The organism is Aquitalea pelogenes, from assembly GCF_001515305.1.
Lineage (GTDB): Bacteria > Pseudomonadota > Gammaproteobacteria > Burkholderiales > Chromobacteriaceae > Aquitalea > Aquitalea pelogenes.
This window is the reverse complement of sequence record NZ_LNQV01000012.1, coordinates 40,125-65,746: the sequence shown is the minus strand read 5'-3', so window position 1 is coordinate 65,746 and position 25,622 is coordinate 40,125. Positions and strand designations below refer to the sequence as shown.

At 59.5% G+C, this 25,622-nt stretch carries 23 protein-coding genes, 1 tRNA gene and 1 pseudogene; 13 read left to right on the top strand and 12 right to left on the bottom strand.

Going from position 1 to position 25,622, the window contains the following annotated elements; all coding sequences use genetic code 11:
- Window positions 1-27: 27 nt before the first annotated feature.
- The 9 genes from AWT75_RS07215 to AWT75_RS07175 all read right to left on the bottom strand — a co-directional run bounded on the left by AWT75_RS07215 (window position 28) and on the right by AWT75_RS07175 (window position 7,750).
- Window positions 28-381 (bottom strand): MerR family transcriptional regulator, encoded by a 354-nt coding sequence (locus tag AWT75_RS07215; RefSeq protein ID WP_045845168.1) that lies wholly within the window; start codon window positions 379-381, stop codon window positions 28-30.
- The gene (locus AWT75_RS07210; protein ID WP_045845169.1) at window positions 362-664 is read right to left on the bottom strand and encodes an integration host factor subunit alpha; all 303 of its coding nucleotides are present in this window, start codon (window positions 662-664) and stop codon (window positions 362-364) included. The genes AWT75_RS07215 and AWT75_RS07210 overlap by 20 nt, the downstream gene beginning before the upstream one ends.
- 71 nt (window positions 665-735) lie before the next feature.
- Window positions 736-3,108: a phenylalanine--tRNA ligase subunit beta gene (pheT, locus tag AWT75_RS07205; RefSeq protein ID WP_062788495.1), complete on the bottom strand. Its 2,373-nt coding sequence runs from the start codon at window positions 3,106-3,108 to the stop codon at window positions 736-738.
- A 19-nt stretch (window positions 3,109-3,127) separates the two neighbouring features.
- The gene (gene pheS, locus AWT75_RS07200; RefSeq protein WP_045845171.1) at window positions 3,128-4,111 is read right to left on the bottom strand and encodes a phenylalanine--tRNA ligase subunit alpha; all 984 of its coding nucleotides are present in this window, start codon (window positions 4,109-4,111) and stop codon (window positions 3,128-3,130) included.
- A 210-nt stretch (window positions 4,112-4,321) separates the two neighbouring features.
- On the bottom strand, window positions 4,322-4,678 hold the full coding sequence (gene rplT / locus AWT75_RS07195; protein ID WP_045845172.1) for a 50S ribosomal protein L20: 357 nt from the start codon (window positions 4,676-4,678) through the stop codon (window positions 4,322-4,324).
- Window positions 4,679-4,690: 12 nt separating this feature from the next.
- Window positions 4,691-4,888, bottom strand: a complete 198-nt coding sequence (rpmI, locus tag AWT75_RS07190) for a 50S ribosomal protein L35 (RefSeq protein WP_045845173.1) — start codon at window positions 4,886-4,888, stop codon at window positions 4,691-4,693.
- Between the two features lie 156 nt (window positions 4,889-5,044).
- On the bottom strand, window positions 5,045-5,569 hold the full coding sequence (gene infC, locus AWT75_RS07185) for a translation initiation factor IF-3 (protein ID WP_082086295.1): 525 nt from the start codon (window positions 5,567-5,569) through the stop codon (window positions 5,045-5,047).
- 38 nt (window positions 5,570-5,607) lie between these two features.
- The gene (gene thrS, locus AWT75_RS07180) at window positions 5,608-7,509 is read right to left on the bottom strand and encodes a threonine--tRNA ligase (protein WP_045845174.1); all 1,902 of its coding nucleotides are present in this window, start codon (window positions 7,507-7,509) and stop codon (window positions 5,608-5,610) included.
- Between the two features lie 164 nt (window positions 7,510-7,673).
- Window positions 7,674-7,750, bottom strand: a tRNA-Val gene (locus tag AWT75_RS07175).
- Between the two features lie 223 nt (window positions 7,751-7,973).
- Between AWT75_RS07175 and tgt the strand changes: the two genes are divergently transcribed.
- The 9 genes from tgt to miaA all read left to right on the top strand — a co-directional run bounded on the left by tgt (window position 7,974) and on the right by miaA (window position 18,237).
- On the top strand, window positions 7,974-9,089 hold the full coding sequence (gene tgt / locus AWT75_RS07170; RefSeq protein ID WP_045845175.1) for a tRNA guanosine(34) transglycosylase Tgt: 1,116 nt from the start codon (window positions 7,974-7,976) through the stop codon (window positions 9,087-9,089).
- A gap of 120 nt (window positions 9,090-9,209) precedes the next feature.
- A complete protein-coding gene (gene yajC / locus AWT75_RS07165) occupies window positions 9,210-9,533 on the top strand; it encodes a preprotein translocase subunit YajC (protein ID WP_045845176.1) in 324 nt (107 codons plus the stop codon).
- A 72-nt stretch (window positions 9,534-9,605) separates the two neighbouring features.
- Window positions 9,606-11,447: a protein translocase subunit SecD gene (secD, locus tag AWT75_RS07160; RefSeq protein WP_062788492.1), complete on the top strand. Its 1,842-nt coding sequence runs from the start codon at window positions 9,606-9,608 to the stop codon at window positions 11,445-11,447.
- Between the two features lie 14 nt (window positions 11,448-11,461).
- Window positions 11,462-12,397: a protein translocase subunit SecF gene (secF, locus tag AWT75_RS07155; protein ID WP_062788490.1), complete on the top strand. Its 936-nt coding sequence runs from the start codon at window positions 11,462-11,464 to the stop codon at window positions 12,395-12,397.
- 80 nt (window positions 12,398-12,477) lie between these two features.
- A complete protein-coding gene (locus tag AWT75_RS07150) occupies window positions 12,478-13,122 on the top strand; it encodes a DedA family protein (RefSeq protein ID WP_045845179.1) in 645 nt (214 codons plus the stop codon).
- A gap of 78 nt (window positions 13,123-13,200) precedes the next feature.
- Entirely contained in the window at window positions 13,201-15,099 is a 1,899-nt protein-coding gene (gene mutL / locus AWT75_RS07145) for a DNA mismatch repair endonuclease MutL (RefSeq protein WP_062788488.1), read from the top strand.
- Window positions 15,100-15,128: 29 nt separating this feature from the next.
- The gene (locus tag AWT75_RS07140; RefSeq protein WP_062788486.1) at window positions 15,129-15,683 is read left to right on the top strand and encodes a thymidine kinase; all 555 of its coding nucleotides are present in this window, start codon (window positions 15,129-15,131) and stop codon (window positions 15,681-15,683) included.
- A 78-nt stretch (window positions 15,684-15,761) separates the two neighbouring features.
- The gene (sbcB, locus tag AWT75_RS07135) at window positions 15,762-17,186 is read left to right on the top strand and encodes an exodeoxyribonuclease I (RefSeq protein ID WP_062788483.1); all 1,425 of its coding nucleotides are present in this window, start codon (window positions 15,762-15,764) and stop codon (window positions 17,184-17,186) included.
- Window positions 17,187-17,259: 73 nt separating this feature from the next.
- Window positions 17,260-18,237, top strand: a complete 978-nt coding sequence (miaA, locus tag AWT75_RS07130; RefSeq protein ID WP_062788481.1) for a tRNA (adenosine(37)-N6)-dimethylallyltransferase MiaA — start codon at window positions 17,260-17,262, stop codon at window positions 18,235-18,237.
- 64 nt (window positions 18,238-18,301) lie between these two features.
- Here miaA and AWT75_RS07125 read toward each other — a convergent pair whose 3' ends face one another.
- The gene (locus AWT75_RS07125; RefSeq protein WP_062788479.1) at window positions 18,302-18,649 is read right to left on the bottom strand and encodes a RidA family protein; all 348 of its coding nucleotides are present in this window, start codon (window positions 18,647-18,649) and stop codon (window positions 18,302-18,304) included.
- 658 nt (window positions 18,650-19,307) lie between these two features.
- Here AWT75_RS07125 and AWT75_RS21660 point away from each other — a divergent pair.
- The 3 genes from AWT75_RS21660 (at window position 19,308) to AWT75_RS07115 (ending at window position 22,302) form a co-directional block, all read left to right on the top strand.
- Window positions 19,308-19,454, top strand: a complete 147-nt coding sequence (locus AWT75_RS21660; RefSeq protein WP_161937730.1) for a hypothetical protein — start codon at window positions 19,308-19,310, stop codon at window positions 19,452-19,454.
- Between the two features lie 382 nt (window positions 19,455-19,836).
- On the top strand, window positions 19,837-21,477 hold the full coding sequence (locus AWT75_RS07120; protein ID WP_045845185.1) for an NRAMP family divalent metal transporter: 1,641 nt from the start codon (window positions 19,837-19,839) through the stop codon (window positions 21,475-21,477).
- 120 nt (window positions 21,478-21,597) lie between these two features.
- Window positions 21,598-22,302 carry an MgtC/SapB family protein gene (locus tag AWT75_RS07115; protein ID WP_062788477.1) on the top strand — a complete coding sequence of 235 codons (705 nt, stop codon included), beginning with the start codon at window positions 21,598-21,600 and terminating at the stop codon, window positions 22,300-22,302.
- Window positions 22,303-22,368: 66 nt separating this feature from the next.
- Here the strand turns inward: AWT75_RS07115 and AWT75_RS07110 are convergent, their stop codons facing one another.
- Window positions 22,369-23,544, bottom strand: coding sequence for a DesA family fatty acid desaturase (locus AWT75_RS07110; RefSeq protein ID WP_062788475.1), 1,176 nt, complete (start codon window positions 23,542-23,544; stop codon window positions 22,369-22,371).
- Between AWT75_RS07110 and AWT75_RS07105 the strand changes: the two are divergent.
- Window positions 23,450-25,287: pseudogene (locus AWT75_RS07105) on the top strand (YdgA family protein). The gene AWT75_RS07110 and the pseudogene AWT75_RS07105 overlap by 95 nt on opposite strands.
- A gap of 86 nt (window positions 25,288-25,373) precedes the next feature.
- On the opposite strand, the gene AWT75_RS07100 reads toward AWT75_RS07105, so the two are convergent.
- Complete coding sequence (locus AWT75_RS07100) at window positions 25,374-25,574, bottom strand: (2Fe-2S)-binding protein (RefSeq protein WP_062788473.1); 201 nt, start codon at window positions 25,572-25,574, stop codon at window positions 25,374-25,376.
- Window positions 25,575-25,622 lie beyond the last annotated feature (48 nt).

The window sequence follows — 25,622 nt, the reverse complement described above, 5'->3', positions numbered from 1 at the left end:
CAAGAGAAACACATTGTAACTGTTTATTTAGTTTTTGCCAACACCTGAATCCAACCAATTCAGAATGGCTTCCAATTCGGTACGGACTTCCTGAGCCGTAATCGGGCGCTCCATTTCTCCGCCCGCACCCAGGCGCTGGCGCGCACCCTGAATGGTGAAACCGTCATCGTAAAGCAAGCCGCGAATACGCCGCACCAGCAATACCTCGTGGTGCTGGTAATAGCGACGGTTGCCACGACGCTTGACCAGGCGCAACTGGGAGAATTCCTGCTCCCAGTAACGCAGCACATGCGGCTTCACCCCGGTCAGTTCGCTCACTTCGCTAATGGTGAAGTAGCGCTTGGACGGGATTGCCGGCAAATCAGCCTTGCTTGTTAGCATGGTATTGCTCAACCATTCCTTTGAGTTTCTGACTGGCGTGGAAGGTCACCACGCGGCGTGCCGTGATGGGAATCTCTTCCCCGGTCTTGGGATTGCGGCCCGGACGTTGCGGCTTGTCACGCAGCTGGAAATTGCCAAATCCGGACAGCTTTACCGAATCGCCAGCTTCCAGTGCGATACGGATTTCCTCGAAAAACGTTTCAACCATGTCCTTGGCTTCACGCTTGTTCAGACCTACCTGGTCAAACAACAGGTCGGCCAACTCAGCCTTGGTCAAAGTCATGACTACCCCTTAACTTCTTGAATGCAAATATGGAAGGCGGACATTATGCCACGCCTTCCGGCAATAATGGCTTACAGTCGCAGCTGTGCCGCATGGCTGGCAGCCACGGCATCCAGCAGCTTCTGGATGGCTGGCTCGACATCTTCGTCGGTCAGGGTGCGGGCATCATCCTGCAACACCACACGGAAAGCCAGGCTCTTCTTGCCCTCTTCCACACCCTTGCCACGATAGACATCAAACAAGGCAACTTCCTTCACCAGCGCGGACGCATGCTGACGGAAAGTGTCCAGCATAGCAGCAACCGTTACCTGCTCGTCAACCACCAGCGCCAGATCACGACGTACCGGCTGCAATTTGCTGACCGGCTGAGCCTTGATGGCGTTGCGCTGTTCGACAGCGGCCAGATCCAGCTCAAACAGCACCGGCGGCGTTGGCAGGCCATACTGCTGCGCCCACTTGGGATGCAGCTCGCCCATCACGCCAATCACCTTGCCATTCAGGCTGATTTCAGCACAACGGCCAGGATGGAAGGCCGGGTGAGCGGCTTTGGCAAAGCTGGCTTGTGCCGGCAGCAGCAGGGCTTCCACATCGGCTTTCACATCGTAAAAATCGATGCGCTCGGCCTTGGCACCCCATTGCTCGGCAACACGCGGGCCCCATGCCAAACCGGCCACTTTTTCCGGCTGGGTAGTTTCGTCGGCCTGGCCGGCAGCATTCTTGCCGAATACACGGGCGACTTCAAACACCCGCACGCGCGGCTGTTTGCGGTTGAGGTTGCCTTGCAGCACATTGACCAGACCGCCAATCAGCGACGAGCGCATCACGCTCATTTGCGAGGCAATCGGGTTGATCAGACGTACCGGGTCGGCATTGCCGGCAAAGTCACGCTCCCAGGCTTCCTCGACAAAGGCGTAGCTGACCACTTCCTGGTAGTCACGACCAGCCAGGAAATGGCGGATGTCTTCACGCGGGCGACGTTCTTCCGGCAACGCCAGCATGCGCAAGCGAGCAGCCGGTGCTTCGTAGGGAATGGCATCGTAACCATGTACGCGGGCCACTTCTTCGATCAGGTCTTCTTCGATCTCGATGTCGTAGCGGAAGGAAGGTGCATGCACCAGGAAACCGTCTTCCAGGGTATCGAAAGCCAGACCCAGACGGGTGAGGATGGTGGCGATCTGCTCGGCAGACAGGGTGATGCCCAGCAGACGCGCTACGCGCGCAGTGCGGACTTTCACGCCTTTGCGGACAGGCAGTTCGGCAACTTGCTCGTTGAGCGGGCCGGCTTCGCCACCACAGATGGACAGCACCAGTTCGGTGGCGCGTTCCATGGCGTCGCGTTGCAGTTCGAAATCCACACCACGTTCGAAGCGGAAGGAAGAGTCGGAACCGAAACCCCAGGCGCGGGCCTTGCCGGCAATGGCTGCCGGGGCAAAGAAGGCACTTTCCAGCATGATGTCAGTGCTGGCGGTGGTAACACCGCTTTCCTCGCCACCCATGATGCCGGCAATGGCCAGCACCTTGGCGTCATCGGCAATTACCAGATTGTCTTCGGCAAGAGTGACGGTTTTCTCGTTCAGGCAGAGCAGTTGCTCGCCAGCCTTGGCCATGCGCACGGTGATACCACCGTTCAGCTTGGCCAGATCAAAGGCGTGCATCGGCTGACCTTGTTCCAGCAGTACGTAATTGGTGACGTCAACGATGGCGGAAATGGAACGCAGACCGGAACGCTCCAGACGGCGCTTCATCCAGTCCGGGGTCGGCGCAGCGGCGTTGACATTGCGAATCACGCGGCCGATATAGCGACCGCAGGCTTGCGGGGCGGCGATGGCAACCGGCACCACATCGTCAATTTGCGGCGCAACGGCGCTGATGGCTTGCGGCTGCAGTGCAGCACCGGTCAGGGCAGCCACTTCACGGGCGATACCCTTGATCGACAAGCAGTCAGCACGATTGGGGGTAATTTTCAGCGTGAACAACTGATCATCCAGACCCAGATAATCGCGGATGTTCTGGCCTACAGGCGCATCAGCCGGCAGCAGCATCAGGCCATCCACATCCTCCGGTACGCCCAGTTCCTTGCCGGAGCACAGCATGCCGCCGGATTCCACACCACGCATCTTGGTGGGCTTGATCTTGAAGTCGCCCGGCAATACCGCGCCCGGCAGTGCGCACGGTACGCGCACACCTACGGCCACGTTCGGTGCGCCACAGACAATCTGCACCAGTTCGCCAGTACCGACATCCACCTTGGTCACGCGCAGGCGGTCAGCGTTTTCGTGCTTGACGCACTCCTTGACCTCGCCAATCACCACACCGGTAAACGCTGGTGCCGCAGCGGTGGTTTCTTCCACTTCCAGACCGGCCATGGTCAGCAGGTAGGACAGTTCCTCGCTGGAAAGGGAAGGATTAACCCAGTTTCTCAGCCATTGTTCGGAGAATTGCATTGTTTATCCCTGCCTGCGCTTAATTGAACTGTTTGAGGAAGTTGAGATCGTTCTCAAAGAACAGTCGCAGGTCATTCACGCCGTAACGCAGCATGGCGAAACGGTCCAGACCGATGCCAAAGGCAAAACCGCTGTACTTTTCCGGATCGATATTCACATTGCGCAGCACATTGGGGTGGACCATGCCGCAGCCGCCCACTTCCAGCCAGCCACGCTCGCCCAGCACGTCGATTTCGGCGGACGGCTCGGTGAAGGGGAAGAAGGACGGACGGAAACGCACTTGCAGGTCGTCACGCTCGAAGAAGCGGCGCAGAAAGTCAGTCACCACTGCCTTGAGGTCGGCAAAGGACACGCCCTCTTCCACCCACAGGCCTTCCATCTGGTGGAACATCGGCGAATGGGTGGCATCGGAATCCACGCGATACACACGGCCGGGAGCCACGATCTTGATCGGCGGCTCATTGTTCAGCATGTAACGCACCTGGATCGGGCTGGTATGGGTACGCAGCACATCACCACCTTCTACATAGAAGGTATCGGCCATGGCGCGGGCCGGGTGGTTTTCCGGAATGTTCAGAGCCTGGAAGTTGTGGAAGTCGGTTTCGATTTCCGGACCGTCCGCTACCTGGAAGCCCATGGAACGGAACAGGGTGGCAATACGCTCCAGTGTCAGCGCCACCGGGTGCAGGCCGCCAGTGGACAAGCCACGGCCCGGCAGGGTTACATCCAGCGACTCGGCCGCCAGCTGAGCTTCCAGTTTCTGCGCATTGATCAGGTCACGGCGGGCATTGTGGGCGGTCTCGAAAGCCTGCTTGGCCACATTGATGGTGGCACCGGCAGCCTTGCGCTCCTCGGGAGGAAGCTTGCCCAATTGTTTGAGGAGTTCGGTCAGCTCGCCGCTCTTGCCGAGATAGCGCGCCTTGACCTGCTCCAGTTCGATGAGGTCGGACACTGCCTCGACGGCAGCCAGACCGGCTTGGAGAATCGCGTCAACGTTAGTCATTGGGTCTCACACCGTATGCGTCTTTCCGGCCTGTCGGCCGGCGATGTGGCAACCGTTGCATGACATCAGCGGTACCCTGCACCAACCGGCAGACCGGAACAAAAAGGCTGACCACACTCATGGCAGTCTGGTCAACGCTCTTGCAACATCTTTACTACAGGCAAATGAAAAAAAAGGGAGGCATTAGCCTCCCCTTTTACAGTCTTGCTATCAAGCGAGGCTAGCTTTCGCCTTTTCAACGATCTGAGCAAAGGCAGCCTTGTCGAACACGGCCAGGTCGGCCAGGACCTTACGGTCGATTTCGATGGCAGCTTTTTTCAGGCCGTTCATGAATTTGCTGTACGGCAGACCGTTTTCACGCGCAGCGGCGTTGATACGGGCAATCCACAGCTGACGGAACTGACGCTTTTTCTGACGACGGTCGCGGTATGCATATTGACCGGCTTTCATCACCGCCTGTTTGGCGATGCGATAGACGTTCTTGCGACGGCCGCGATAGCCTTTCGCCAGGGCAAGGATTTTCTTGTGACGAGCACGTGCGGTTACACCGCGTTTAACGCGTGGCATTATTCAGTCTCCTTATGCGTAGGGCATCATGGCGCGAACAGAAGCCATGTTGGTGGCGTGTACCATGGTGGTACCGCGCAACTGGCGCTTGTTCTTGGTGGTTTTCTTGGTCAGGATGTGACGCTTGAACGCATAAGAGCGCTTTACACCGCCATTGCCCAGCACGTTGAGACGCTTTTTCGCGCTCGACTTGGTCTTCATTTTCGGCATGGAAAACTCCTGCAGAATTTCTGAGTTAGATTAGACACAGGGTGACCCGAAGGTACTTGAAACCACTGCGTCACGCTTTTGCGCAGGGCGTTACCGCCCTACAAAATCAACACGGCAGGGTAGACCCTGCCGTATTGAGAAAACGATTATACCCGATTATTTCTTTTTCGGGGCAATCATCATCACCATTTGACGACCTTCCAGCTTGGGGAATTGCTCGACTGTCGCAATTTCAGCCAAATCGGCTTCAACACGCTTGAGCAATGCCAGGCCGATGTCCTGGTGAGCCATCTCACGACCACGGAAACGCAGGGTGATCTTGGCTTTGTCGCCATCATTAAGGAAACGGATCAGGTTACGCAGCTTGACGTTGTAATCACCATCGTCAGTGCCCGGACGGAACTTGATTTCCTTGATCTGGACCTGCTTTTGCTTGAGCTTGGCTTCGTGACGCTTCTTCGACTGTTCGTACTTGAACTTGCCGTAGTCCATCAGCTTGCAGACCGGAGGCTGAGCAGTCGGGGAAATTTCCACCAGATCCACATCATTTTCCTCGGCCAGTGCCATTGCTTCACGCAGACTGACAACACCAATCTGCTCACCTTCCATGCCTACCAGACGAATCTCGCGAGCGGTAATCTCGCCGTTGATCCGTGCTTCGCGTTCCTGAGCTATAGCCAAATCTCCTATTAATCTATCAAATGCCTGCCGTTGCCGGATCAGGCCTCGGGCATCTCAGCCTTGAGGCGGGCAATGAATGCATCCAGCGTGAGCTGACCCAGGTCTTCACCACGGGCGCGCACGGCAACCAGTTCGCCTGCTTTTTCCTTGTCGCCCACGATAATCTGGTACGGCAGCTTTTGCAGACTGTGCTCGCGGATTTTATAGCCGATCTTCTCGTTTCTCAAGTCAAGATCGACGCGGAAGCCTTGTTTCTTCAATGCTTCAGCGATTTGTGCAGCATAATCCGCCTGCGCTTCGGTGATATTCATCACCACCATCTGCACCGGGGACAGCCACAGCGGGAAGGCGCCTGCGTGGTTTTCGATCAGAATACCCAGGAAGCGCTCCAGCGAACCCAGTGCAGCGCGGTGCAACATCACCGGACGCTTGCGGCTATTGTCATCAGCCACATATTCAGCGCCCAGACTTTCCGGCAGCATGAAGTCCAGCTGCAGGGTACCACATTGCCAGGAGCGACCCAGCGCATCCTTGACGTGGTATTCGATCTTCGGCCCGTAGAAGGCACCCTCGCCCGGCAACTCTTCCCAGGCTACGCCGCAAGCCTGCAGCGCTTCGCGCATGCCTTGCTCGGCCTTGTCCCAGGTTTCTTCCGCACCCAGGCGTTTTTCCGGACGCAGCGCCAGCTTGATCGACACCTTGTCAAAACCGAAGCGCTCATACACTTCCATCACCAGACGATGGAAAGCCTTGGCTTCCTGGTTGATCTGGTCTTCGGTACAGAAGATGTGGCCATCATCCTGTACAAAGCCACGCACACGCATGATGCCGTGCAGCGCACCACCCGGCTCGTTACGGTGACAGGAGCCAAACTCGGCATAGCGCAGCGGCAGGTCGCGATAGGAGCGCAGGCCGCTGTTGAAAATCTGGATATGGCCCGGACAGTTCATCGGCTTGACAGCGTAGTCGCGCTTTTCCGATTCGGTGATGAACATGTTTTCCTTGTAGTTCTGCCAGTGACCCGACTTCTTCCACAATTCCACATCCATCATCATCGGCGTGCGGACTTCCTGATAGCCCTCTTTCACCAGCTTGCCGCGCATGTATTGCTCGACGTTCTGCCACAGCTGCCAGCCCTTGGGATGCCAGAACACCATGCCCGGCGCTTCGTCCTGCAGGTGGAACAGGTCCATTTGCACGCCCAGCTTGCGGTGGTCACGCTTTTCCGCCTCTTCCAGCATGTACAGATAGGCTTCCAGGTCTTCCTTCTTGGCCCAGGCCGTACCGTAGATACGCTGCAGCATTTCATTCTTGCTGTCGCCGCGCCAGTAGGCACCGGCCACCTTCATCAGCTTGAACACTTTGAGCTTGCCAGTGGACGGCACGTGCGGGCCACGACACAGGTCGGTGAACTCACCCTCGCGGTACAGGCTCAGCACCTCACCCTGCGGAATGGATTCGATGATCTCGGCCTTGTAGGCTTCGCCAATGCTCTTGAAGTAAGCAATGGCTTCATCACGCGGCAGTTCGTAGCGCTCGACCGGGATATCCTTCTTGGCCAGTTCGCTCATCTTCTTTTCGATGGCCGTCAGGTCTTCCGGGGTAAACGGGCGCTTGTAGGCGAAGTCGTAGTAGAAACCGTTTTCGATTTCCGGCCCGATGGTCACCTGTGCCTCCGGGAACAGCTCCTTCACCGCATAAGCCAGCAAGTGGGCGGTGGAGTGGCGGATGATGCCAAGGCCATCGGCATCCTTGTCGGTCACGATGGCCAGATCGGCATCACGATCGATACTGTACGAGGTATCCACCAGCACGCCATCGACGCGACCTGCCAGCGCAGCACGCGCCAGACCGGTACCGATGGACGCAGCCACTTCATGAACCGTTACCGGCTTGTCGAAGGATCGAACCGAGCCGTCAGGCAGGCGAATGTCAGGCATGTCAACTCCAAACAGGGCGTAATATCGTTACGAGGGTAAAAAAAAAGAGCGGCCTGAGCCGCTCTTTTTTTGCATGGTACAACCCGCAAGGCTCAGCTAGCGTGAGAATGTCGGGTTGTGGTAGTTCGCCAGTTTTTCACCTGGGATAACTCCATGCTGTGTATTGGTAGGCACGATTGGACTCGAACCAACGACCCCCACCATGTCAAGGTGGTGCTCTAACCAGCTGAGCTACGTGCCTGTCGTCGAGTTGGCAATACTAAAGGCCTGGCCGCGAAAATGCAAGCCCCTGACCGCATGAATCCACAAGACCGGCTGCTGCAAAGGCCGCCCGGCCACAAGCACCCGGCCAGCCTCAATTGTCCCGTCCATTGACATCTCTGCGGGGATTTTCCCTGCTTAAGCAACAGCCTCCTCCGCTTGCTGTATACTAGCGCGCTGATTTTGCATAACAAATACACCCCATGCTGAAGTTTACCGTACACAAAACATCTGGCGGCGCGCGGCGCGGCACACTGGAACTCAACCACGGCACCGTGGAAACCCCGGTTTTCCAGCCCGTGGGCACCTATGGCTCGGTCAAGGCCATGAGCCCGGTGGAGCTGAACGACATCGGCGCGCAGATCATTCTGGGCAACACTTTCCACCTGTGGCTGCGCCCGGGCCTGGAGGTGATCGAGCAGTTTGGCGGCCTGCACGAATTCATCGGCTGGGACAAACCCATTCTGACCGACTCGGGCGGCTTCCAGGTTTTCAGCCTGGCCGACATGCGCAAGCTGACCGAAGAAGGCTGCACCTTCCAGAGCCCGATCAACGGCAATAAGCTGTTTTTGAGCCCGGAAATCTCGATGAAGATCCAGACCGTGCTCAATTCGGACATCGTGATGCAACTGGATGAATGCACGCCGGGCCAGGTGGATCATGCCACCGCGCAGAAATCGCTACAGATGAGCTTGCGCTGGGCTGAGCGCTCGCGCCGTGCGTTTGACGACCTGAAAAATCCCAATGCCCTGTTCGGCATCGTGCAGGGCAATCTGTATACCGACTTGCGTCAGGAGTCGCTGGAAGGCCTGCTGCAGGTGGGCTTTGACGGCTATGCCATTGGCGGGCTGTCGGTGGGCGAACCCAAGCCGGAAATGTACCGCATGCTGAACGAGCTGAACGGCATGCTGCCAGCCGATAAGCCGCACTACCTGATGGGCGTGGGCACACCGGAGGACCTGGTGCACGGCGTGGCCAACGGCATTGACATGTTCGACTGCGTGATGCCGACCCGTAATGCCCGTAATGGCTGGATCTTCACCCAGTACGGCGATGTGAAGATCAAGAACGCACGTTACAAGGATGACAAGAAGCCGCTGGACGAGGAATGCGGCTGCTACGCCTGCCGCAATTTCAGCCGCGCCTATCTGCACCACCTGCACCGCGTGGGTGAAATCCTGGGTGCGCGCCTGAACACCATCCACAATCTTTACTACTACCAGGAACTGATGCGCGAAATGCGCAAGGCGATCGAAGAAGACCGCTTTGAGGATTTCCGCCTGGAATTTGCCGCCAAACGTGCGCGCGGCGTCGCCTGACAAGGGGAACCGCCCCGCTCACGCACAGGTCAGACATGCCCGACGGTTGGAAAAACCCACATAGCGTGGCTACAATGGCCGGTTTGTATCAACAACACCTAAATAACAAGGGAGCAAACAATGCCCTTCATCGATAAAGCTTTCGCCGCCGGTGCCGCACCGGCCGGTTTCGACATCATGTCTTTCCTGCCCATGATCGTCATTTTCGTTCTGTTCTGGTTCCTGATGGTTCGCCCGCAGCAGAAGAAAATGAAAGAGCATCAGAAGATGTTGTCGGAAATCCAGAAGGGTGACGAAGTCATTACCCAGGGTGGTGTTCTGGGCCGCGTGGTCAAAGCCGGCGAACAGTTCCTGACCCTGGAAATCGCCAATGGCGTGGAAATCAATGTGCAGCGCCCGGCCGTTACCGGCAAGGTGGAAAAGGGCACGCTGAAGTCCCTGTAATTCCCCAGGACGGCCGTCAGCCCGGTCATAACGGGTGACGGCCAGTTTCGTTTCCTACCTCCGATATCACTCATGAACCGCTATCCTCTCTGGAAATACCTCGTCATTGCGGTAGCCCTGATCATTGCCACGATCTACACGCTGCCCAACTTCTACGGCGAGACTCCTGCGGTACAGGTCTCCAGCACCCGCCAGTCCATTCCGGTGGACACCGCCCTGATGGGCCGCGTGGAAGAGGCTCTGAAAGCCCAGAACATCAGCCCGGACGGTCTTTATCTGGACGGCAGCAGCCTGAAGATCCGCTTCAAGGACGCCGACACCCAGATCAAGGCGCGGGACGCCATCCAGCGTGCGCTGGGTGACAGCTACATCATTGCGCTGAACCTGCTGCCGGCCTCGCCGCAGTGGCTGGCCGACCTGAAAGCCTACCCCATGTTCCTGGGCCTGGACTTGCGCGGTGGCGTGCACTTCCTGCTGCAGGTTGACATGCAGGCTGCCATCGACAAGACCATGGAACGCTACGCCGGCGACATCCGCCGCGAGCTGAAGAACAAGCAAGTGCGCTACGGCACCATCAAGCGCAATGGCAATGTGCTGGAAGTGCAGCTGCGTGATGCCGACACCCTGAAGGCCGCGCAGAATGTAGTCAGCCGCACCCTGCCCACCCTGGTGCTGAACAGCGACGATGCCAATTACAAGCTGACCGCCACGCTGAAACCGGAAGAAGTCACCAAGATCCAGAGCGATGCGGTCAAGCAGAACATCTCCACCCTGCATAACCGGGTGAACGAACTGGGCACGTCCGAGCCCATCATCCAGCAAGCCGGCCCCAACCGTATCGTGGTGGAACTGCCTGGCATCCAGGATACCGCCCGCGCCAAGGACATCATCGGCCGTACTGCCACGCTGGAAGTGCGCATGGTGGAAGACGACCAGGGCAAGGTCAGCGATGCACTGGCCGGCAATATCCCGGCCGGTTACGACCTGCTGGACGAAGCCACCTCGCGCGGCGACAGCAAGATTCTGGTGAAGAAGGACGTGGAACTGACCGGCGACAACATCAACGATGCGCAAGCGGGCTTTGATGAAAACGGTGCTCCGGCAGTACACATCAATCTGGACTCCACCGGCGCTTCCATCTTCCGTCAGGTAACGGCGGAAAACATCGGCAAGCGCATGGCGATGATCCTGGTGGAAAAAGGCCGTGCCGAAGTGGTGACTGCACCTGTCATCCGCTCTGAAATCGGCGGTGGCCGCGTGCAGATCTCCGGCAGCATGAACCCGGCAGAAGCCAATGACACCGCCCTGTTGCTGCGCGCCGGTTCGCTGGCCGCGCCGATGAACATCATCGAAGAGCGTACCGTCGGCCCGAGCCTGGGCAAGGAAAACATCGAGAAGGGCTTCCACTCCACCCTGTGGGGCTTTGCTGCCATCGCGGTGTTCATGGTGATCTACTACGGCGTGTTTGGCGTGTTCTCCGCCATCTCGCTGGCAGTCAACGTGTTCCTGCTGCTGGCTATCCTGTCCATCCTGCAGGCCACGCTCACCCTGCCCGGCATTGCCGCCATTGCGCTGGCGCTGGGTATGGCGATTGATGCCAACGTGCTGATCAACGAGCGTATCCGTGAAGAGCTGCGCAACGGCGTGCCGCCGCACTCGGCCATCCAGGCCGGTTACGGCCATGCCTGGGCGACGATTCTGGACTCCAACGTCACCACCCTGATTGCCGGTCTGGCCCTGCTGATTTTCGGCACCGGCCCGGTACGCGGCTTTGCCGTGGTGCACTGCATCGGCATCCTGACTTCCATGTTCTCCGCCGTACTGGTATCGCGCGGCCTGGTGAACCTGTGGTACGGCCGCCGTCGCAAACTGACCTCGCTGGCCATTGGCCAGGTGTGGAAACCTGAGAAATAAGGACGGGACAGACAATGGAGCTTTTCCGCATCAAACGGGACATCCCGTTCATGAGCTACGGCAGGTTGACCACGGCGATTTCGCTGATCACCTTCATTCTTGCCGTGTTCTTTCTGGCTACCCGTGGTCTCAACTACAGCGTTGAATTCACCGGTGGTACCGTGCTGGAAGTGCAGTACCAGCAGTCGGCCGACCTGAACCTGATCCGCGATACCGTGGACAGCCTCAAGCTGGGCGAAGCCACCGTGCAAAGCCTGGGCAGCAGCAGCGACGTGATGATCCGCCTGCCGAACAAGCCGGGCACCACCTCTGCCCAGCTGTCGGAAAAGGTCATGGGCCTGCTCAAGGCCAAGGACGGCACCGTGCAGCTGCGCAAGGTGGACTTTGTCGGCCCGAGCGTGGGTGAGGAGCTGGTTTCCCACGGCCTGACCGCTGCCATCCTGGTGTGTCTGGGCATCATGGCTTACCTGGCCCTGCGCTTTGAATGGCGCTTTGCCGTGTCGGCCATCATCGCCAACATGCACGACGTGGTGATCATCCTTGGCTGCTTTGCCTTCTTCCGCTGGGAATTCTCGCTGACCGTACTGGCCGGCGTGCTGGCGGTACTGGGCTACTCGGTGAACGAATCGGTGGTGGTGTTCGACCGTATCCGTGAAAACTTCCGCAAGCCCGGCCTGCGCGGCAAGAGCACGGCCAGCATCATCGACAATGCCATTACCGCCACCATGAGCCGTACCATCATCACCCACTTTTCTACCGAAATGATGGTGGTGTCCATGCTGGTATTCGGCGGTCCGGCACTGCATGGCTTTGCCATGGCACTGACCATCGGCATCGTGTTCGGCATTTACTCGTCGGTACTGGTGGCCAGCCCGATCGCGCTGTGGCTGGGTGTCAGCCGCGAGCACATGATCAAGCCGACCAAACCGAAAGAAGAAGCGGTGGTCTGAACCTGACCATGCATCTGCTGTAATGACTGGCCGGCTTGTCCGGCCAGTTTTTCATCCCCCACAGAACAAACCGGTGTCCCATGGAAGCCATCACTTTTCTGCTCGACTTCATCCTGCACATCGACGTCCATCTGGCCCAGCTGGTGGCCCAGTACGGCGTATGGATCTACGCCATCCTGTTCCTCATCATCTTTTGCGAAACCGGCCTGGTGGTGACGCCCTTCCTGCCGGGCGACTCGCTGCTGTTTGTCGCCGGTGCGCTGGCAGCCATGGGCAAGATGGATGTGCACATGCTGGTGCTGCTGCTGACCGTGGCCGGCATCCTGGGCAATACCGTCAACTACACCATCGGCAAACTGCTGGGCGCACGGCTGCTGCAACGCTTTCCGCGCCTGATCAAGCCGGAATACCTGGCCAAGACCCACGCCTTTTACGACCGTCATGGCGGCAAGACCATCATCTTCACCCGCTTCGTGCCCATCATCCGCACCTTCGCCCCGTTTGTGGCCGGCATCGGCAGCATGGGCTACCGCCAGTTCACCGTGTACAACGTGGCCGGTGCGGTGCTGTGGGTGGCCGGCTTCTGCTATGCCGGTTACTTCTTTGGCAACCTGCCCTTCGTGCGCAAGAACCTGGAGCTGCTGATCTTCGGCATCATCTTTGTTTCCTTCCTGCCCGCCATCATCGAGTTCTGGCGGCACAAGCGCGCCGCACAGCGCCAGTAAGCCTTGCCCGCTCCCGCACGCTGCGGCGGGAGCATTGCCCTACCCTTCCTGCCAGTCCGGCATTATCATCGACGGCCTATGAAACGCATTCACAAGCTCCCTGATCACCTGGTCAACCAGATTGCCGCTGGCGAAGTGGTGGAACGCCCCGCCTCTGCCCTGAAGGAAATGCTGGAAAACAGCCTGGATGCCGGTGCCAGCAAGATCACCGTCGACCTGGCCCAGGGCGGCATCAAGCTGATCCGCGTCACCGACAATGGTGGCGGCATTGCAGCCGATGATTTGCCGCTGGCACTGGACCGCCACGCCACCAGCAAGATTGCCTCGCTGGATGACCTGGAGCAGGTGGGCACACTGGGTTTTCGCGGTGAAGGGCTGGCCAGCGTGGCTTCGGTCTCGCGCCTCACCCTTACCAGCCGTCCCGCCGACAGTGCACACGCCCACCAGATCATCGCCATCGACGGTGCTCTGCACCCGGTCGAACCAGCCGCACACGCGCCCGGCACCAGCGTGGAAGTGGTGGACCTGTACTTCAACACCCCGGCGCGGCGCAAATTCCTCAAGAGTGAAAACACCGAATACGCCCACTGCGAGGCCACCTTCGAGCGCATTGCGCTGGCCCATCCGCAGGTGGAGTTCATGCTGCGCCACAATGGCAAGGTGATCTGGCGCTTGCCGGCGCAAGACATGCAGGCACGGGTAGGGGCGCTACTGGGCAAGGATTTCATTGCCGAAGCCATCACGGTGGAAACCGCTGCCGGCAGCATGACGCTGAACGGCTTTGTCGGCTCGCCCACTTACTCCAAGGCCAGCCGCGACGCACAGTATTTTTATGTGAATGGCCGCTTTGTGCGTGACAAGACCGCCCAGCACGCGCTGCGTCAGGCCTACCGCGATGTGCTGCATCACGAGCGCCACCCGGTGTATGCGCTGTTCCTGTCGATGGACCCGGCCGGCGTGGACGTGAATGTCCACCCCACCAAGATCGAGGTGCGCTTTCGCGAAAGCCAGGCCATCCACCAGTTCCTGTTTCACAGCATCAACAAGGCACTGGCTGCCACCACCGCCGGGAGCAGCAGCCCGGTGCCGGCGCAGGGTGACATCAACACCAGCGCCAATGTCAGCGAGCCGCAAGCCGCACTGTTTCCGCCGCGTAGCCCGGCCCCGGCATCAGGCAGCAGCCACACCCCGGCGCGACCTTTCAGCTACCAGCAGCAGAGCATGCCGCTGCATGTGGCGCGCGAAGCCATTGGCACTTACGACAAGATGTTCGGCGGCCTGCGCGAAGAAGAAAGCCGTCGCCTGGCCGAGGAAGCAGCAGTACCAGCCAGCCCCCTGCCCGCCATGTTGTCGCCAACCCAGTTGCAAGCCCTGCCGCAAGCCAGCGAGGGCATTCCGCCGCTGGGCTTTGCGCTGGCCCAGCTGCACGGGGTCTATATCCTCAGCCAGTGCGAAGACGGGCTGATCGTGGTGGACATGCATGCCGCCCACGAACGCATTGTCTACGAACGGCTGAAAACCGCGCTGGAGGCCGACACCATTCCGATGCAGCCCCTGCTGCTGCCGGTGTCGTTTGCCGCCGACCGCATGGAAGTGGCCACCGTGCACGAGCATGGCGAGCAGATGAAGCAACTTGGCGTGGAACTGGCACCGCTGTCCCCCACCCAGATTGCCGTGCGCGGTGTACCGGTGTGGTTGCAGGATGGCAACCCGGTTGATCTGGCCCGCGCCGTGCTGAAGGATGTGCGCGAATTCGGCCTCAGCCAGGTACTGACCGAGCGCCGTAACGAGCTGCTGGCCACCATGGCCTGCCACGGCGCAGTACGCGCCAACCGCCAGTTGACGCTGACCGAGATGAACGCGTTGCTGCGCGACATGGAAAGCACCGAACGCTCCAACCAATGCAATCATGGCCGCCCCACCTGGTCGCGCCTGAGCATGAAAGACCTGGACAATCTGTTCATGCGCGGGCGCTGAACCACACCGGACCACAAGACAAAACACCTATGGCCAAACTGTTTTTCCGCTACGCCGCCATGAACAGCGGCAAGAGCACCCAGTTGCTGCAGATCGCCAACAACTACGAAACCATGGACAAGCAGGTTGCCCTGTATACCGCCGCCATTGACGACCGCTTTGGCGTGGGCATGATTTCCTCCCGGCTGGGCATCCAGCGTCAGGCACACACCTTTGCCGGTGATACCGACTTTTTGTCACTGGATTGGGCCGGCATCAGCTGCATCTTGCTGGACGAAGCGCAATTCCTGACGCCGGATCAGGTCTGCCAGCTGCACCGGCTGGCCCACACCCGCAATATCCCGGTGATCTGCTTTGGCCTGCGGGTGGATTTTCAGGGCCACCCCTTTGCCGGATCCACCTGGCTGCTGACCCGCGCCGAAGAGATTGAAGAAATCAAGACTATCTGTGCCTGCGGCAAAAAAGCCACCATGCATATCCGCATCAATGCCGATGGCAGCCGCGTGGTGCAAGGCCCGCAAGTGGAGATAGGCGGCGAGGCGCGCTATCGCGCCGTGTGCGGCCGCTGCTTCCATCAGGGCTGACCCGCCGGCCCTTGCGCCGCCCGGCAGCCTTGCCCCAGACTGCCAGCCTCCGCCTCGTTCAACCATGACGCTACCGCCATGCATACATTCTTCTGGCACGACTATGAAACCTTCGGCGCCGTGCCGCGCCAGGACCGCCCCTCGCAATTTGCCGGGGTACGTACCGATGCCGAGCTGAACGAAATCGGCGAACCCGTCATGCTGTACTGCCAGCCCGCGCCAGACTACCTGCCCGCGCCGGAAGCCTGCCTGCTCACCGGCATCACCCCGCAGCACTGCCTGCAACACGGGGTGGCCGAGCATGAGTTCGCCGCGGTGATCGAACGCGAACTGGCCGCCCCCGGCACCATCGGCGTTGGCTACAACACACTGCGCTTTGACGATGAAGTCAGCCGCTTTCTGTTCTGGCGCAACCTGATCGACCCCTATGCCCGCGAATGGCAGAACCAATGCGGCCGCTGGGACATTCTGGACCTGGTGCGCGCCACCTATGCGCTGCGGCCGGAAGGCATTGAATGGCCACAACACGAAGACGGCCGCCCCAGTTTCAAGCTGGAACACCTGTCCGCCGCCAATGGCCTGCTGCACGAAGCCGCCCACGACGCGCTGTCCGATGTGCGCGCCACCATTGCCCTGGCGCGGCTGATCAGGCAAAAGCAGCCCAAGCTGTTCGACTATTACCTCAGCCTGCGCAAGAAAGACGCGGTAAAGGCACAACTGAACCTGCACAAACCGCAGCCGCTACTGCACATCTCCGGCATGTACGGTGCCGAGCGCGGCAATCTGGCCATTGTCTGGCCGCTGGCCCAGCACCCCACCAACAGCAATGAAGTGATTGTATGGGACCTGGCCTTCGACCCGGCCATGCTGCGCGGCCTGAGTGCCGACGACATCCGCCAGCGCATCTACACCCGCACCGAAGAGCTGCCGGAAGGCATGACGCGGCTGCCGCTCAAGACCATCCACATCAACAAATCGCCCTTTGTCGTGGCCAACCTCAAGGTACTGGGCGCAGACCGGGCAGCGCACTGGGGCGTGGACATGGTGCAGATACAACAGCACGCCGCCAGCGCCGCCGCCCTGCCCGACCTCACCCACACCTGGCGGCAGGTGTATCGCCGCGAAGCGGGCGAGCCGCGCGATGTGGACGAAAACCTGTACGGCGGCTTTGTCAGCAATAACGACCGCAAGGTGCTGAACAAGCTACGACTGAAATCCGCCGCCCAACTGACGGGCGAGATGGCCTTTTTCGAAGACGCCCAACTGGGTGAATTGCTGTTCCGCTACCGCGCACGCAACTTCCCCAGCAGTCTGTCAGATGAAGAAAGCCAGCGCTGGCGCGACTGGTGCCAGCACAAGCTGCAGGATGGCGTGGGCGGGCGCAACCTGGCGCAGTTCCAGCAGGAAATGGCAGCCGTACGCGAGCGCGAGCTGACACCGGCCCAGCAGGACATCCTGCAACAGCTGGACAGCTACGCCGCCAGCCTGCTGGCGCAACACTAGTAAAAGCGGTTCCGGGGCGGGTACAGCTGTGCGACAATCCCGCCCCAGACCCTGCCAGTACAAAGACCACACCATGTCACTCACACCCGACGCCATTCTGTTGATGGGCCCCACCGCTTCCGGCAAGACCGGCCTCGCGCTGGCGCTGGCCCGCCATTTCCCGGTGGAAATCATCAGCGTGGACTCAGCCCTGGTGTATCGCGGCATGGATATCGGCAGCGCCAAACCCACACCAGACGAAATGGCCGTCTGTCCACACCATCTGATTGACATCATCAGCCCACTGGAGACCTATTCCGCTGCGCAGTTTCATGCCGATGCCAACCGGCTGATCGTTGAAATCCGTGCGCGCGGCAATATGCCGCTGCTGGTGGGCGGCACCATGCTGTACTACAAGGCGCTGCTGGAAGGCTTGTCCGACCTGCCGCAAGCCGACCCGGCCCTGCGCGCCGAACTGGATGCCGAAGCCGGCCGTATCGGCTGGCCCGCCATGCACGCCAGACTGGCCGTGCTGGACCCGGACACCGCCGCCCGCCTCAACCCCAATGACGCGCAGCGCATTCACCGTGCGCTGGAAATCTGCCTGCTCAGCGGCCAGACCATGTCCAGCCTGATTGCCCGCGGCAAGGAAGCCGCCGCCGACTTTAACTGCCTGCCACTGGCACTGGTGCCGGAGGAACGCAGCTGGCTGCACCAACGCATTGCCCAGCGTTTCGAGCTGATGCTGCAGCAGGACTTTCTCTCCGAGGTTCGCCGCCTGCGTCAGGCCTACCCGACGCTCACGCCCGACCTGCCCTCCATGCGCTGCGTGGGTTATCGCCAGGCATGGGACTATCTGGACGGGCTATGCAGCGAGGCGGAATTCATCGAACGCGGCGTGGCCGCCACCCGCCAGTTGTGCAAGCGCCAGCTCACATGGATGCGCAGCCTGCCAGTGCTGCCGGTCAGCGCGCAGCGCGCCGACCTGACTGATTGCGTGCTGCAGGCCTGTAGCGATTTCATCACCGGTAAGCCGGTGGCGGATACATTGCGCTACACAGGCAGTTTCTGAGTACCAGACTCACACAAGAAAAAACCCGCCGTAGCGGGTTTTTTCTTGTTCAGCCGTAGTGTGCTCAGCTGGCAGCCACCAGCTTGATTTCCACTTTCCATGCCGGGTTGGCCAGCTTGGCTTCCACAGTGGCACGCGCCGGCACATTGCCAGCCGGAACCCAGGCGTCCCAGGCAGCATTCATGGCATCGTAGTCGGCCAGGCTTGCCAGGAAAATGGTGACATCCAGAATCTTGCTCTTGTCCGAGCCCAGTTCGGCCAGCAGGGTGTCGATCTGGGCCAGTACATTGGCGGTTTGCGCCTGGGCGTCGGCATCGGTGTTTTCCGGCACCTGACCGGCGAGGAAAATCATGCCGTTGCACACGGCGGCTTCGGCCAGACGGGCGCCCTGCTTGTGACGATAGATGCTCATGCTGCTTCCTTTGCTGCAAGGTGGGAAAGCGCAGATTCTACCGCTAAAGCAGGCGGTACACAGTGCCTACCCCTGTGCGAACACGGTGCCAGCTACAAAAAAAACCGGTGTAAAAACGGCAAGAACGCACCGCTGCAGCGGTGATGACACAGTCGCGGAACTTTTTTGCTGCGATGGCACAAAAAGCCGTCAATCGCGATTGACACCCGCAAACAGCGGGGACTAGAATCCGCGCATCTTTTTAATTCAGGTCTACTGCCTTGGACTGCCCCAGTCATCAACAAACTGTTTTGAGCTGATCCGCCAAGACCTGCGCCGTATCCCCCCGCCGCCGTCTTGTCAGATAAGATGGTGCGCACCTGCTTCACCCCCCTTGTTTCACCCCCGTGCACCCCGCCCTACCAGTTGCCCGTGCAGCATTGCGCTGTCGCTAAGCCGTGGCTTGTCGCCCAGCTTGCACTTGCAGCCAGATGCCGCATTGCGTTGCTGACTCCGCAGCCTCTGCGTCCGACCCGGCCACAGACGAGAAAGGAGCCGCCATGCCATCAGACAGTGATCGATGTCCTTCTTTGCCCATGAAATTTTTCACGGGTAATGCCTGATCCGTCTGCATCCGACACCATCAGGCAGCGCCCGAAGCCACTTCAGGAGCCTGATCATGCACTACGCAATGCTGCTGTCCACAGAACAGAACCAGGCCCGGCAACTGCCGGACCACTATGAATTCGCCTGCCACGATGAAAGCGTGTGGAGCTGGCTGTACCGCCATCTGCGCATCGCCCTTCGCGGCCGCAAGCAGGCTTGAGACTGCTGCCCGCCGACGTCCGGCAAACAGTGATTGACCGGCATCGCCCGATGCCAAGACCAGGAAAAGGACAAACATGGACCCCTACCCCAGTAGCGCGGTCGCACAGAGCAGCATGACGGCGAGCAGTACGATGAGGATGCCCTATCGCCACTGACATCCCCTTCTCCTCCCGCCTCCCCTCTGTGTGACCTCCTCGACCCGGCCCTTGTGCCACGCCGTATTGCCGTACCGACCTCGCCACGACAAGCCAGCAGGATGCCTGGATATCTCGCGTTTCATGCCTGCCATGAGACCAGACATCCATACCCCCTGAAAGGCAGATCCGAGCCGTCGGACCGCACCAGAATGCTTATGCAGTAACAGTTTCAGGGAGTAACACATGTCCAAACAAGATAACCGCACCGCCGTACTGGATAGCGCCCACATCGGAGACATCCGCGGCGCACTGGGCACCATCCGTCACAACGACACCGATGCCCGCCATGGCTGGATGGCCAAATTCAAGACCCTGCTGGCCATTCTCGGCCCCGGCCTCATCGTGATGGTGGGAGACAACGATGCCGGTGCCTTCAGCACCTACGCCCAGGCCGGACAAAACTACGGCACCTCGCTGCTGTGGACGCTGGCACTGCTGATTCCCGTCCTGTACGTGAATCAGGAAATGGTGCTGCGCCTGGGGGCCGTCACCGGCGTGGGCCATGCCCGGCTGATCCTCGAACGCTTTGGCAAGTTCTGGGGTGCCTTCAGCGCCATCGACCTGTTCCTGCTCAATGCGCTGACCATCGTCACCGAATTCATCGGCATCAGCCTGGGGATGGATTTTCTGGGTGTACCCAAAATTGTCGGCGTGGGCCTGGCTGCGGTATTCATCATGCTGTCGGCCAGTACCGGCGACTTCCGCCGCTTCGAGCGCTTTTCGCTGATTCTGGTGGCCGGCAGCCTGCTGCTGGTTCCCATCCTGGTGATGGTGCACCCGCCGATGACCCAGGTGGCGCATGATTTCCTGGTGCCGCAAATGCCAGCTGGCGGCAAGCTGGCCGACGTGATGCTGCTGATCATCGGCATTGTCGGCACCACCGTGGCACCGTGGCAGCTGTTCTTCCAGCAAAGCTATCTGATCGACAAGCGCATCACCCCGCGTTTCATCTCCTATGAGCGTGCCGATCTGTGGCTGGGCATTGCACTGGTGGTGATTGGTGCGGTGGCCATGATTGCCTTCACCGCCCAGGTGTTCATGGGTCATCCGGAGTTCGGCAACTTCCAGGATGCCGGCGCGGTCGCCAATGGGCTGGCCAAATACTATGGCCGCCTGCCCGGCACGCTGTTTGCCATCGCCCTGATTGACGCCAGCATCATCGGTGCCATGGCGGTATCGCTGTCCACCGCTTATGCGCTGGGCGATGTACTGAGCCTGAAACACTCGCTGCACCGCAAACCGGGTGACGCCAAGGGCTTCTATGCCATGTATTGCGGCCTGATCGTGCTGGCTGCCGCGCTGGTGCTGATTCCGGGCGTACCGCTGGGCCTGCTGACCAATGCCGTGCAAACCCTGGCCGGCGTGCTGCTGCCCAGCGCCACCGTTTTCCTGCTGTTGCTGTGCAATGACAAGGATGTACTGGGCCCGTGGGTGAACGGCCGCTTTTTCAATGTGCTGTCGGCCATCATCGTGGCGGTACTGGTGCTGTTGTCCATCATCCTGACTGCGGCGGTGGTCTTCCCCGACATGTCAGGCGAAACCATCAGCAATATCCTGATTGGTGGCAGCGTGATCGGCCTGATCATCGCCATCGTGGTGAACGTGCTGCATGCCCGCGAAGAAATGGAAAAGGGCCAGGTTGCGCATCACAAGGCACGCAAGGTGGATTTACATCACATGCATACCTGGCGCATGCCGGCGCTGGACCAGCTGCCCCCGCTGGTGCTGTCACAGCGTAACAAGCTGTGGATGGCCGTGCTGCGTGGCTATCTGGTCGTGGCCATGGGCATGGTGATCTACAAGGTTGTCGCCTCCATGCTGTAACACCCTGGCAGGACGCCATGGTCCTGCCCTCCCCTCGCATGACAGCTGGCGGTTTCGTCAGATTGCAACCGCCAGCTGTTACACATACGCCTGCACCAGACCATAACAACAGGAGGCTGCATGCACTTCGAATTTTCTGTCTTTACCCATTCCTTTATCGCGCTGGTCACTGCCTTTTTGCTGGGCTCGGCCATCGGTTACGAGCGCCAGGTGCGCCAGCGTACTGCCGGCCTGCGCACCAATGCACTGGTTGCGGTGGGCGCAGCTGCTTTTGTTGATCTGGCCATGCGGCTGGGCGGCAATGAAGGCGCCACTCACGTGGTGGCCTATGTGGTATCCGGCGTCGGTTTTCTGGGTGCCGGCACCATCATGAAGGAAGGCCTGAATGTACGCGGGCTGAATACCGCCGCCACCTTGTGGGGTTCGGCCGCTGCCGGTGCCTGCGCCGGAGCCGGCCTGCTGGATGCGGCATTACTGGATGCCATCTTCGTGCTGGCCGCCAACACCCTGCTGCGACCGGTGGTGAATTCCATCAACCGCACTCCGCTGGATGATGAGCACAGCGAAGTTACCTACCAGCTGTGCGTGATCAGCGACGAGGAACAGCAAAAGCTGGCTTTCTCCATGATAGACGCGCTGCTGGAGCGGGCGCAGTACCCGCTGGGTGATGTGAATGTCGAGCCATTTGGTGATGACGATGTGGAAATCACCGCCACCTTGCTGTCGACTTCGGCCGACTCAGTGGTACTGGAAGGGATTGCCGCCCAACTGACTGCCATGCCTTACATCAAGCAGGCCTACTGGAACCAGAGCATTACCGAATAGCCATCTTGTTTGCCCATAAAAAAACCCGCCAGGACGGCGGGTTTTTCTTGTGCCAGACCAAAGGCCTCAGGCCACGGCGGTCGTACGCAAATTCAGGGCAAAACGCTCCAGCGCGGCAATGCCGGATTGCTCGGCCCGCAGGCACCAGTCCTGCAGCTCGTGCAGCAGCTGCTCACGCGTCAGCGAGGAGCGTTCCCACAAACGGCACAGTTCCTGACGCATGGTATACACCGTTGTCAGCGTAGGACTGTGCTGCAACAACAGTTCCAGTTGCGCCTTGTCACACTCCGGCGTGTCCTTGGCATCCTGTTTCAGCCAGATTTTCATCTTGCGCGACAGATCGTCCATATCGGGCAGGCTGGCCTGTTCCAGCTCCTTGCGATACACCTCCTTGAGCTCGCGCGCATAACGTGCGGCAATGGCGTAGCGGTTGGCGATGATGGCCTGCAGGTGTTCCAGGTCCAGTTGCGGACGGCTGGCATCCTGTGCCAGACGCGGCGCTACCCGGCGTACCTTGGCCAGATGGCAGATTTCCAGCATGCGGATGTACATCCAGCCGATGTCAAACTCGTACCATTTGTACGACAGCTTGGCCGAGGTGCCGAAAGTGTGGTGATTATTGTGCAACTCCTCACCACCCACGATGATGCCCCAGGGGAAAATATTGGTGGACGCATCTTCGTTCTCGAAATTGCGGTAACCCCACCAGTGGCCCAGACCATTGATGACCCCCGCCGCCCAGAACGGAATCCACACCATTTGCACGGCCCAGATGGACAAGCCGGCCGGGCCGAACAGCAACAGGTCGATGGCCAGCATCAGGAAGATGCCCTTGCCAAAGTGTGGTGTGTACAGCTTGTGCTCGATCCAGTCATCGGGTGTACCGTGACCGAACTTGTCCATGATGGACTGATCCTTGCAGGCTGCGCGGTACAACTCCACGCCTTCCCACAACACTTTCCTGATACCCAGGATCTGCGGGCTGTGCGGGTCTTCCGGGGTTTCGCACTTGGCGTGATGCTTGCGGTGGATGGCGGCCCACTGCTTGGTCACCATGCCGGTGGTCAGCCACAGCCAGAAACGGAAGAAATGGCTGGGCAGCGGATGCAGGTCCAGCGCACGATGCGCCTGATGGCGGTGCAGATAAATGGTGACCGAGGCAATGGTGATGTGCGTCAGTACCAGGGCAACGACGATATACCCCCACCACGGGAGATCCAGCAAACCGTTAAGCCAAAACATGCGGGCAGACAACCTTGTAAATGGGCAATCCTCCATTTTAACCAATAGACATGGCAGTGTCAGGGTGTTTTCTAAGGTTCGACTTGCGGCGTGCATGGTGTACCATAGGGCCTTATTCCACACACCCTTCAGAAAAACGCTTGTGTTGCCAAAACGACGTCTGATTATTGCGGGAGCCACCCTCGGTGGCCTGTTGGTGTTCAATGGCGCGGCTGCCTTCTGGGCCGGCATGAAAGCCGAAGACACGCTGGAAGAACAGTACAAGATGCTGGCCAGCCTGCCCGTATTCAAGGTGAAGTCCCACAGCTATGACCGCGGCTGGTTCTCCTCCACCGAAACCACCGAGCTGGAATTCAATCGCCGCCTGTCCGGGCCGTATGAGAGCATGCTGCCGGACAACTTCAAGCCCTTGTTGAACTCCACCATCAAGTTCACCAACCACATCAAGCATGGCCCTTTCCCCGGCCTGTCCAGCCTGGATTTCCGTCCTGCACGCGCGCTGGTCACCACGGAATTCGCCATGAGCGATGCCACCCGCAAAACGCTCAAGACCTTCTTTGGCGACAAGGACCCGATCACCATCACCAACCGGCTGGGTTTTGGCGGCGGTGGCGCACTGAACATCAACGTGCCGTCCTTCGACTATGAAGAAGCGCTGTCCGGCGTGAAGATGAAATGGAAAGGCTTCGACCTGAAGCTGGACTATGCATCGGGCTACAAGGAATACAAGACCGAAGCCAATTCGCCGGGCTTCCTGCTGGAAGCCTCCAGCAAGGGCAGCCTGGCCTTTGACGGCGTGCGTTATGTGTCCGACATCCGCCCTGGTGCCACCGGCATCAAGCTGGGCACCAGCGAACTGACCGTGGGCAATGTGCAGCTCAACTGGAAAGACAGCGTTCCTTACAGCATCAAGCTGAACGAGCTGGTTTACCTGATGACGCGCATGCGGGTGGGTGAATTCATCAACCCGTCCGGCGAATTCAAGCCGTCGGCGGTATCGCTGAAGAATTTCCGCTACCAGATTGTCAGCAGCGAGCAGGACGAATTCGTCAATACCCGCGGCAAGCTGGACTTTGCCGAGTTCAACTACAACGACCAGCACTACGGCCCGATGCGGCTGGACGTGTCGGCCAACCATCTGCACGGCCCCACCCTGCTGAAACTGGATCAGGCCATCAGCCAGATTCCGTTTGAAGGCGTGGACCCGGCGGTGTTGCGCAAGCAGTATATCGACACCATCAAGCAGACCGGCATTCCGCTGCTCACCAACAATCCCAAGCTGGTGATCAACGACTTCTACCTGAAGATGCCCAGCGGCGAAACCACACTGCAAGGCAGCCTGGGGCTGAACGGACTGCAGCAGGCGACCTGAACAACTCCACCGCCTTCCTCAAGCGTTTTGAAGTGGAAGCCAGGCTGAGCCTGCCGCGCAAGACCCTGGAAAACCTGGTGGTGGCGCAAGCCCGCACCCTGTTCATGGTGGACCAGAGCGCGGAAGTGCAGCCGAACATGGGTGAAGTGGAAGACCTGGCGCGCAATCTGCTGGATAGCCAGCTGACGCAGTGGAAGGATGAAAAATTCATCAATGAAGACAAGGGGCAGATTTCCACCCAGTTGAATTACAAGGGCGGCAATCTCACCATCAACAGCAAGAAGGTTGCCCTGCCATGGGAAGAGCAGGAAGACCCGGCGCCTGATGCCTCGGCACCGGCAGCCAAGAAACAGACCAGTGCTGGCAAATAAGCAGTCGGCACAAATAGCAAAGGGGGCCAAGGCCCCCTTTTTTACGCCACTGCCGACGTCATTTCATCACAACATGCCCTGCCCACTCAGGCAACAGCACGCCCCGGATGACAGGCACTCATCTGCTGCAGCGTTTCCTTGCGCAGCTGGTTGGCACAACAGGCACACTTGCCGCACTCGGAAGCCACACCCAGCTCTGCCCGCAGGTCACACATGCGAGTGGCACCGTTTTCTACTGCCTGACGGATCTGGCTGTCGGTTACCGCGTTGCACAAGCAGACATACATGGCACAAACCCTGAATGAGAATAATTCTCTGTATGGTATTTTCAAATA

Bases quoted from the DNA above. Each gene is read 5' to 3' on its own strand.
- AWT75_RS07215 (WP_045845168.1), bottom strand. From the start codon at position 381: ATGCTAACAAGCAAGGCTGATTTGCCGGCAATCCCGTCCAAGCGCTAC.
- AWT75_RS07210 (WP_045845169.1), bottom strand. From the start codon at position 664: ATGACTTTGACCAAGGCTGAGTTGGCCGACCTGTTGTTTGACCAGGTA.
- pheT (WP_062788495.1), bottom strand. From the start codon at position 3,108: ATGCAATTCTCCGAACAATGGCTGAGAAACTGGGTTAATCCTTCCCTT.
- pheS (WP_045845171.1), bottom strand. From the start codon at position 4,111: ATGACTAACGTTGACGCGATTCTCCAAGCCGGTCTGGCTGCCGTCGAG.
- rplT (WP_045845172.1), bottom strand. From the start codon at position 4,678: ATGCCACGCGTTAAACGCGGTGTAACCGCACGTGCTCGTCACAAGAAA.
- rpmI (WP_045845173.1), bottom strand. From the start codon at position 4,888: ATGCCGAAAATGAAGACCAAGTCGAGCGCGAAAAAGCGTCTCAACGTG.
- thrS (WP_045845174.1), bottom strand. From the start codon at position 7,509: ATGCCTGACATTCGCCTGCCTGACGGCTCGGTTCGATCCTTCGACAAG.
- tgt (WP_045845175.1), top strand. From the start codon at position 7,974: ATGCTGAAGTTTACCGTACACAAAACATCTGGCGGCGCGCGGCGCGGC.
- yajC (WP_045845176.1), top strand. From the start codon at position 9,210: ATGCCCTTCATCGATAAAGCTTTCGCCGCCGGTGCCGCACCGGCCGGT.
- secD (WP_062788492.1), top strand. From the start codon at position 9,606: ATGAACCGCTATCCTCTCTGGAAATACCTCGTCATTGCGGTAGCCCTG.
- secF (WP_062788490.1), top strand. From the start codon at position 11,462: ATGGAGCTTTTCCGCATCAAACGGGACATCCCGTTCATGAGCTACGGC.
- AWT75_RS07150 (WP_045845179.1), top strand. From the start codon at position 12,478: ATGGAAGCCATCACTTTTCTGCTCGACTTCATCCTGCACATCGACGTC.
- mutL (WP_062788488.1), top strand. From the start codon at position 13,201: ATGAAACGCATTCACAAGCTCCCTGATCACCTGGTCAACCAGATTGCC.
- AWT75_RS07140 (WP_062788486.1), top strand. From the start codon at position 15,129: ATGGCCAAACTGTTTTTCCGCTACGCCGCCATGAACAGCGGCAAGAGC.
- sbcB (WP_062788483.1), top strand. From the start codon at position 15,762: ATGCATACATTCTTCTGGCACGACTATGAAACCTTCGGCGCCGTGCCG.
- miaA (WP_062788481.1), top strand. From the start codon at position 17,260: ATGTCACTCACACCCGACGCCATTCTGTTGATGGGCCCCACCGCTTCC.
- AWT75_RS07125 (WP_062788479.1), bottom strand. From the start codon at position 18,649: ATGAGCATCTATCGTCACAAGCAGGGCGCCCGTCTGGCCGAAGCCGCC.
- AWT75_RS21660 (WP_161937730.1), top strand. From the start codon at position 19,308: ATGCACTACGCAATGCTGCTGTCCACAGAACAGAACCAGGCCCGGCAA.
- AWT75_RS07120 (WP_045845185.1), top strand. From the start codon at position 19,837: ATGTCCAAACAAGATAACCGCACCGCCGTACTGGATAGCGCCCACATC.
- AWT75_RS07115 (WP_062788477.1), top strand. From the start codon at position 21,598: ATGCACTTCGAATTTTCTGTCTTTACCCATTCCTTTATCGCGCTGGTC.
- AWT75_RS07110 (WP_062788475.1), bottom strand. From the start codon at position 23,544: ATGTTTTGGCTTAACGGTTTGCTGGATCTCCCGTGGTGGGGGTATATC.
- AWT75_RS07100 (WP_062788473.1), bottom strand. From the start codon at position 25,574: ATGTATGTCTGCTTGTGCAACGCGGTAACCGACAGCCAGATCCGTCAG.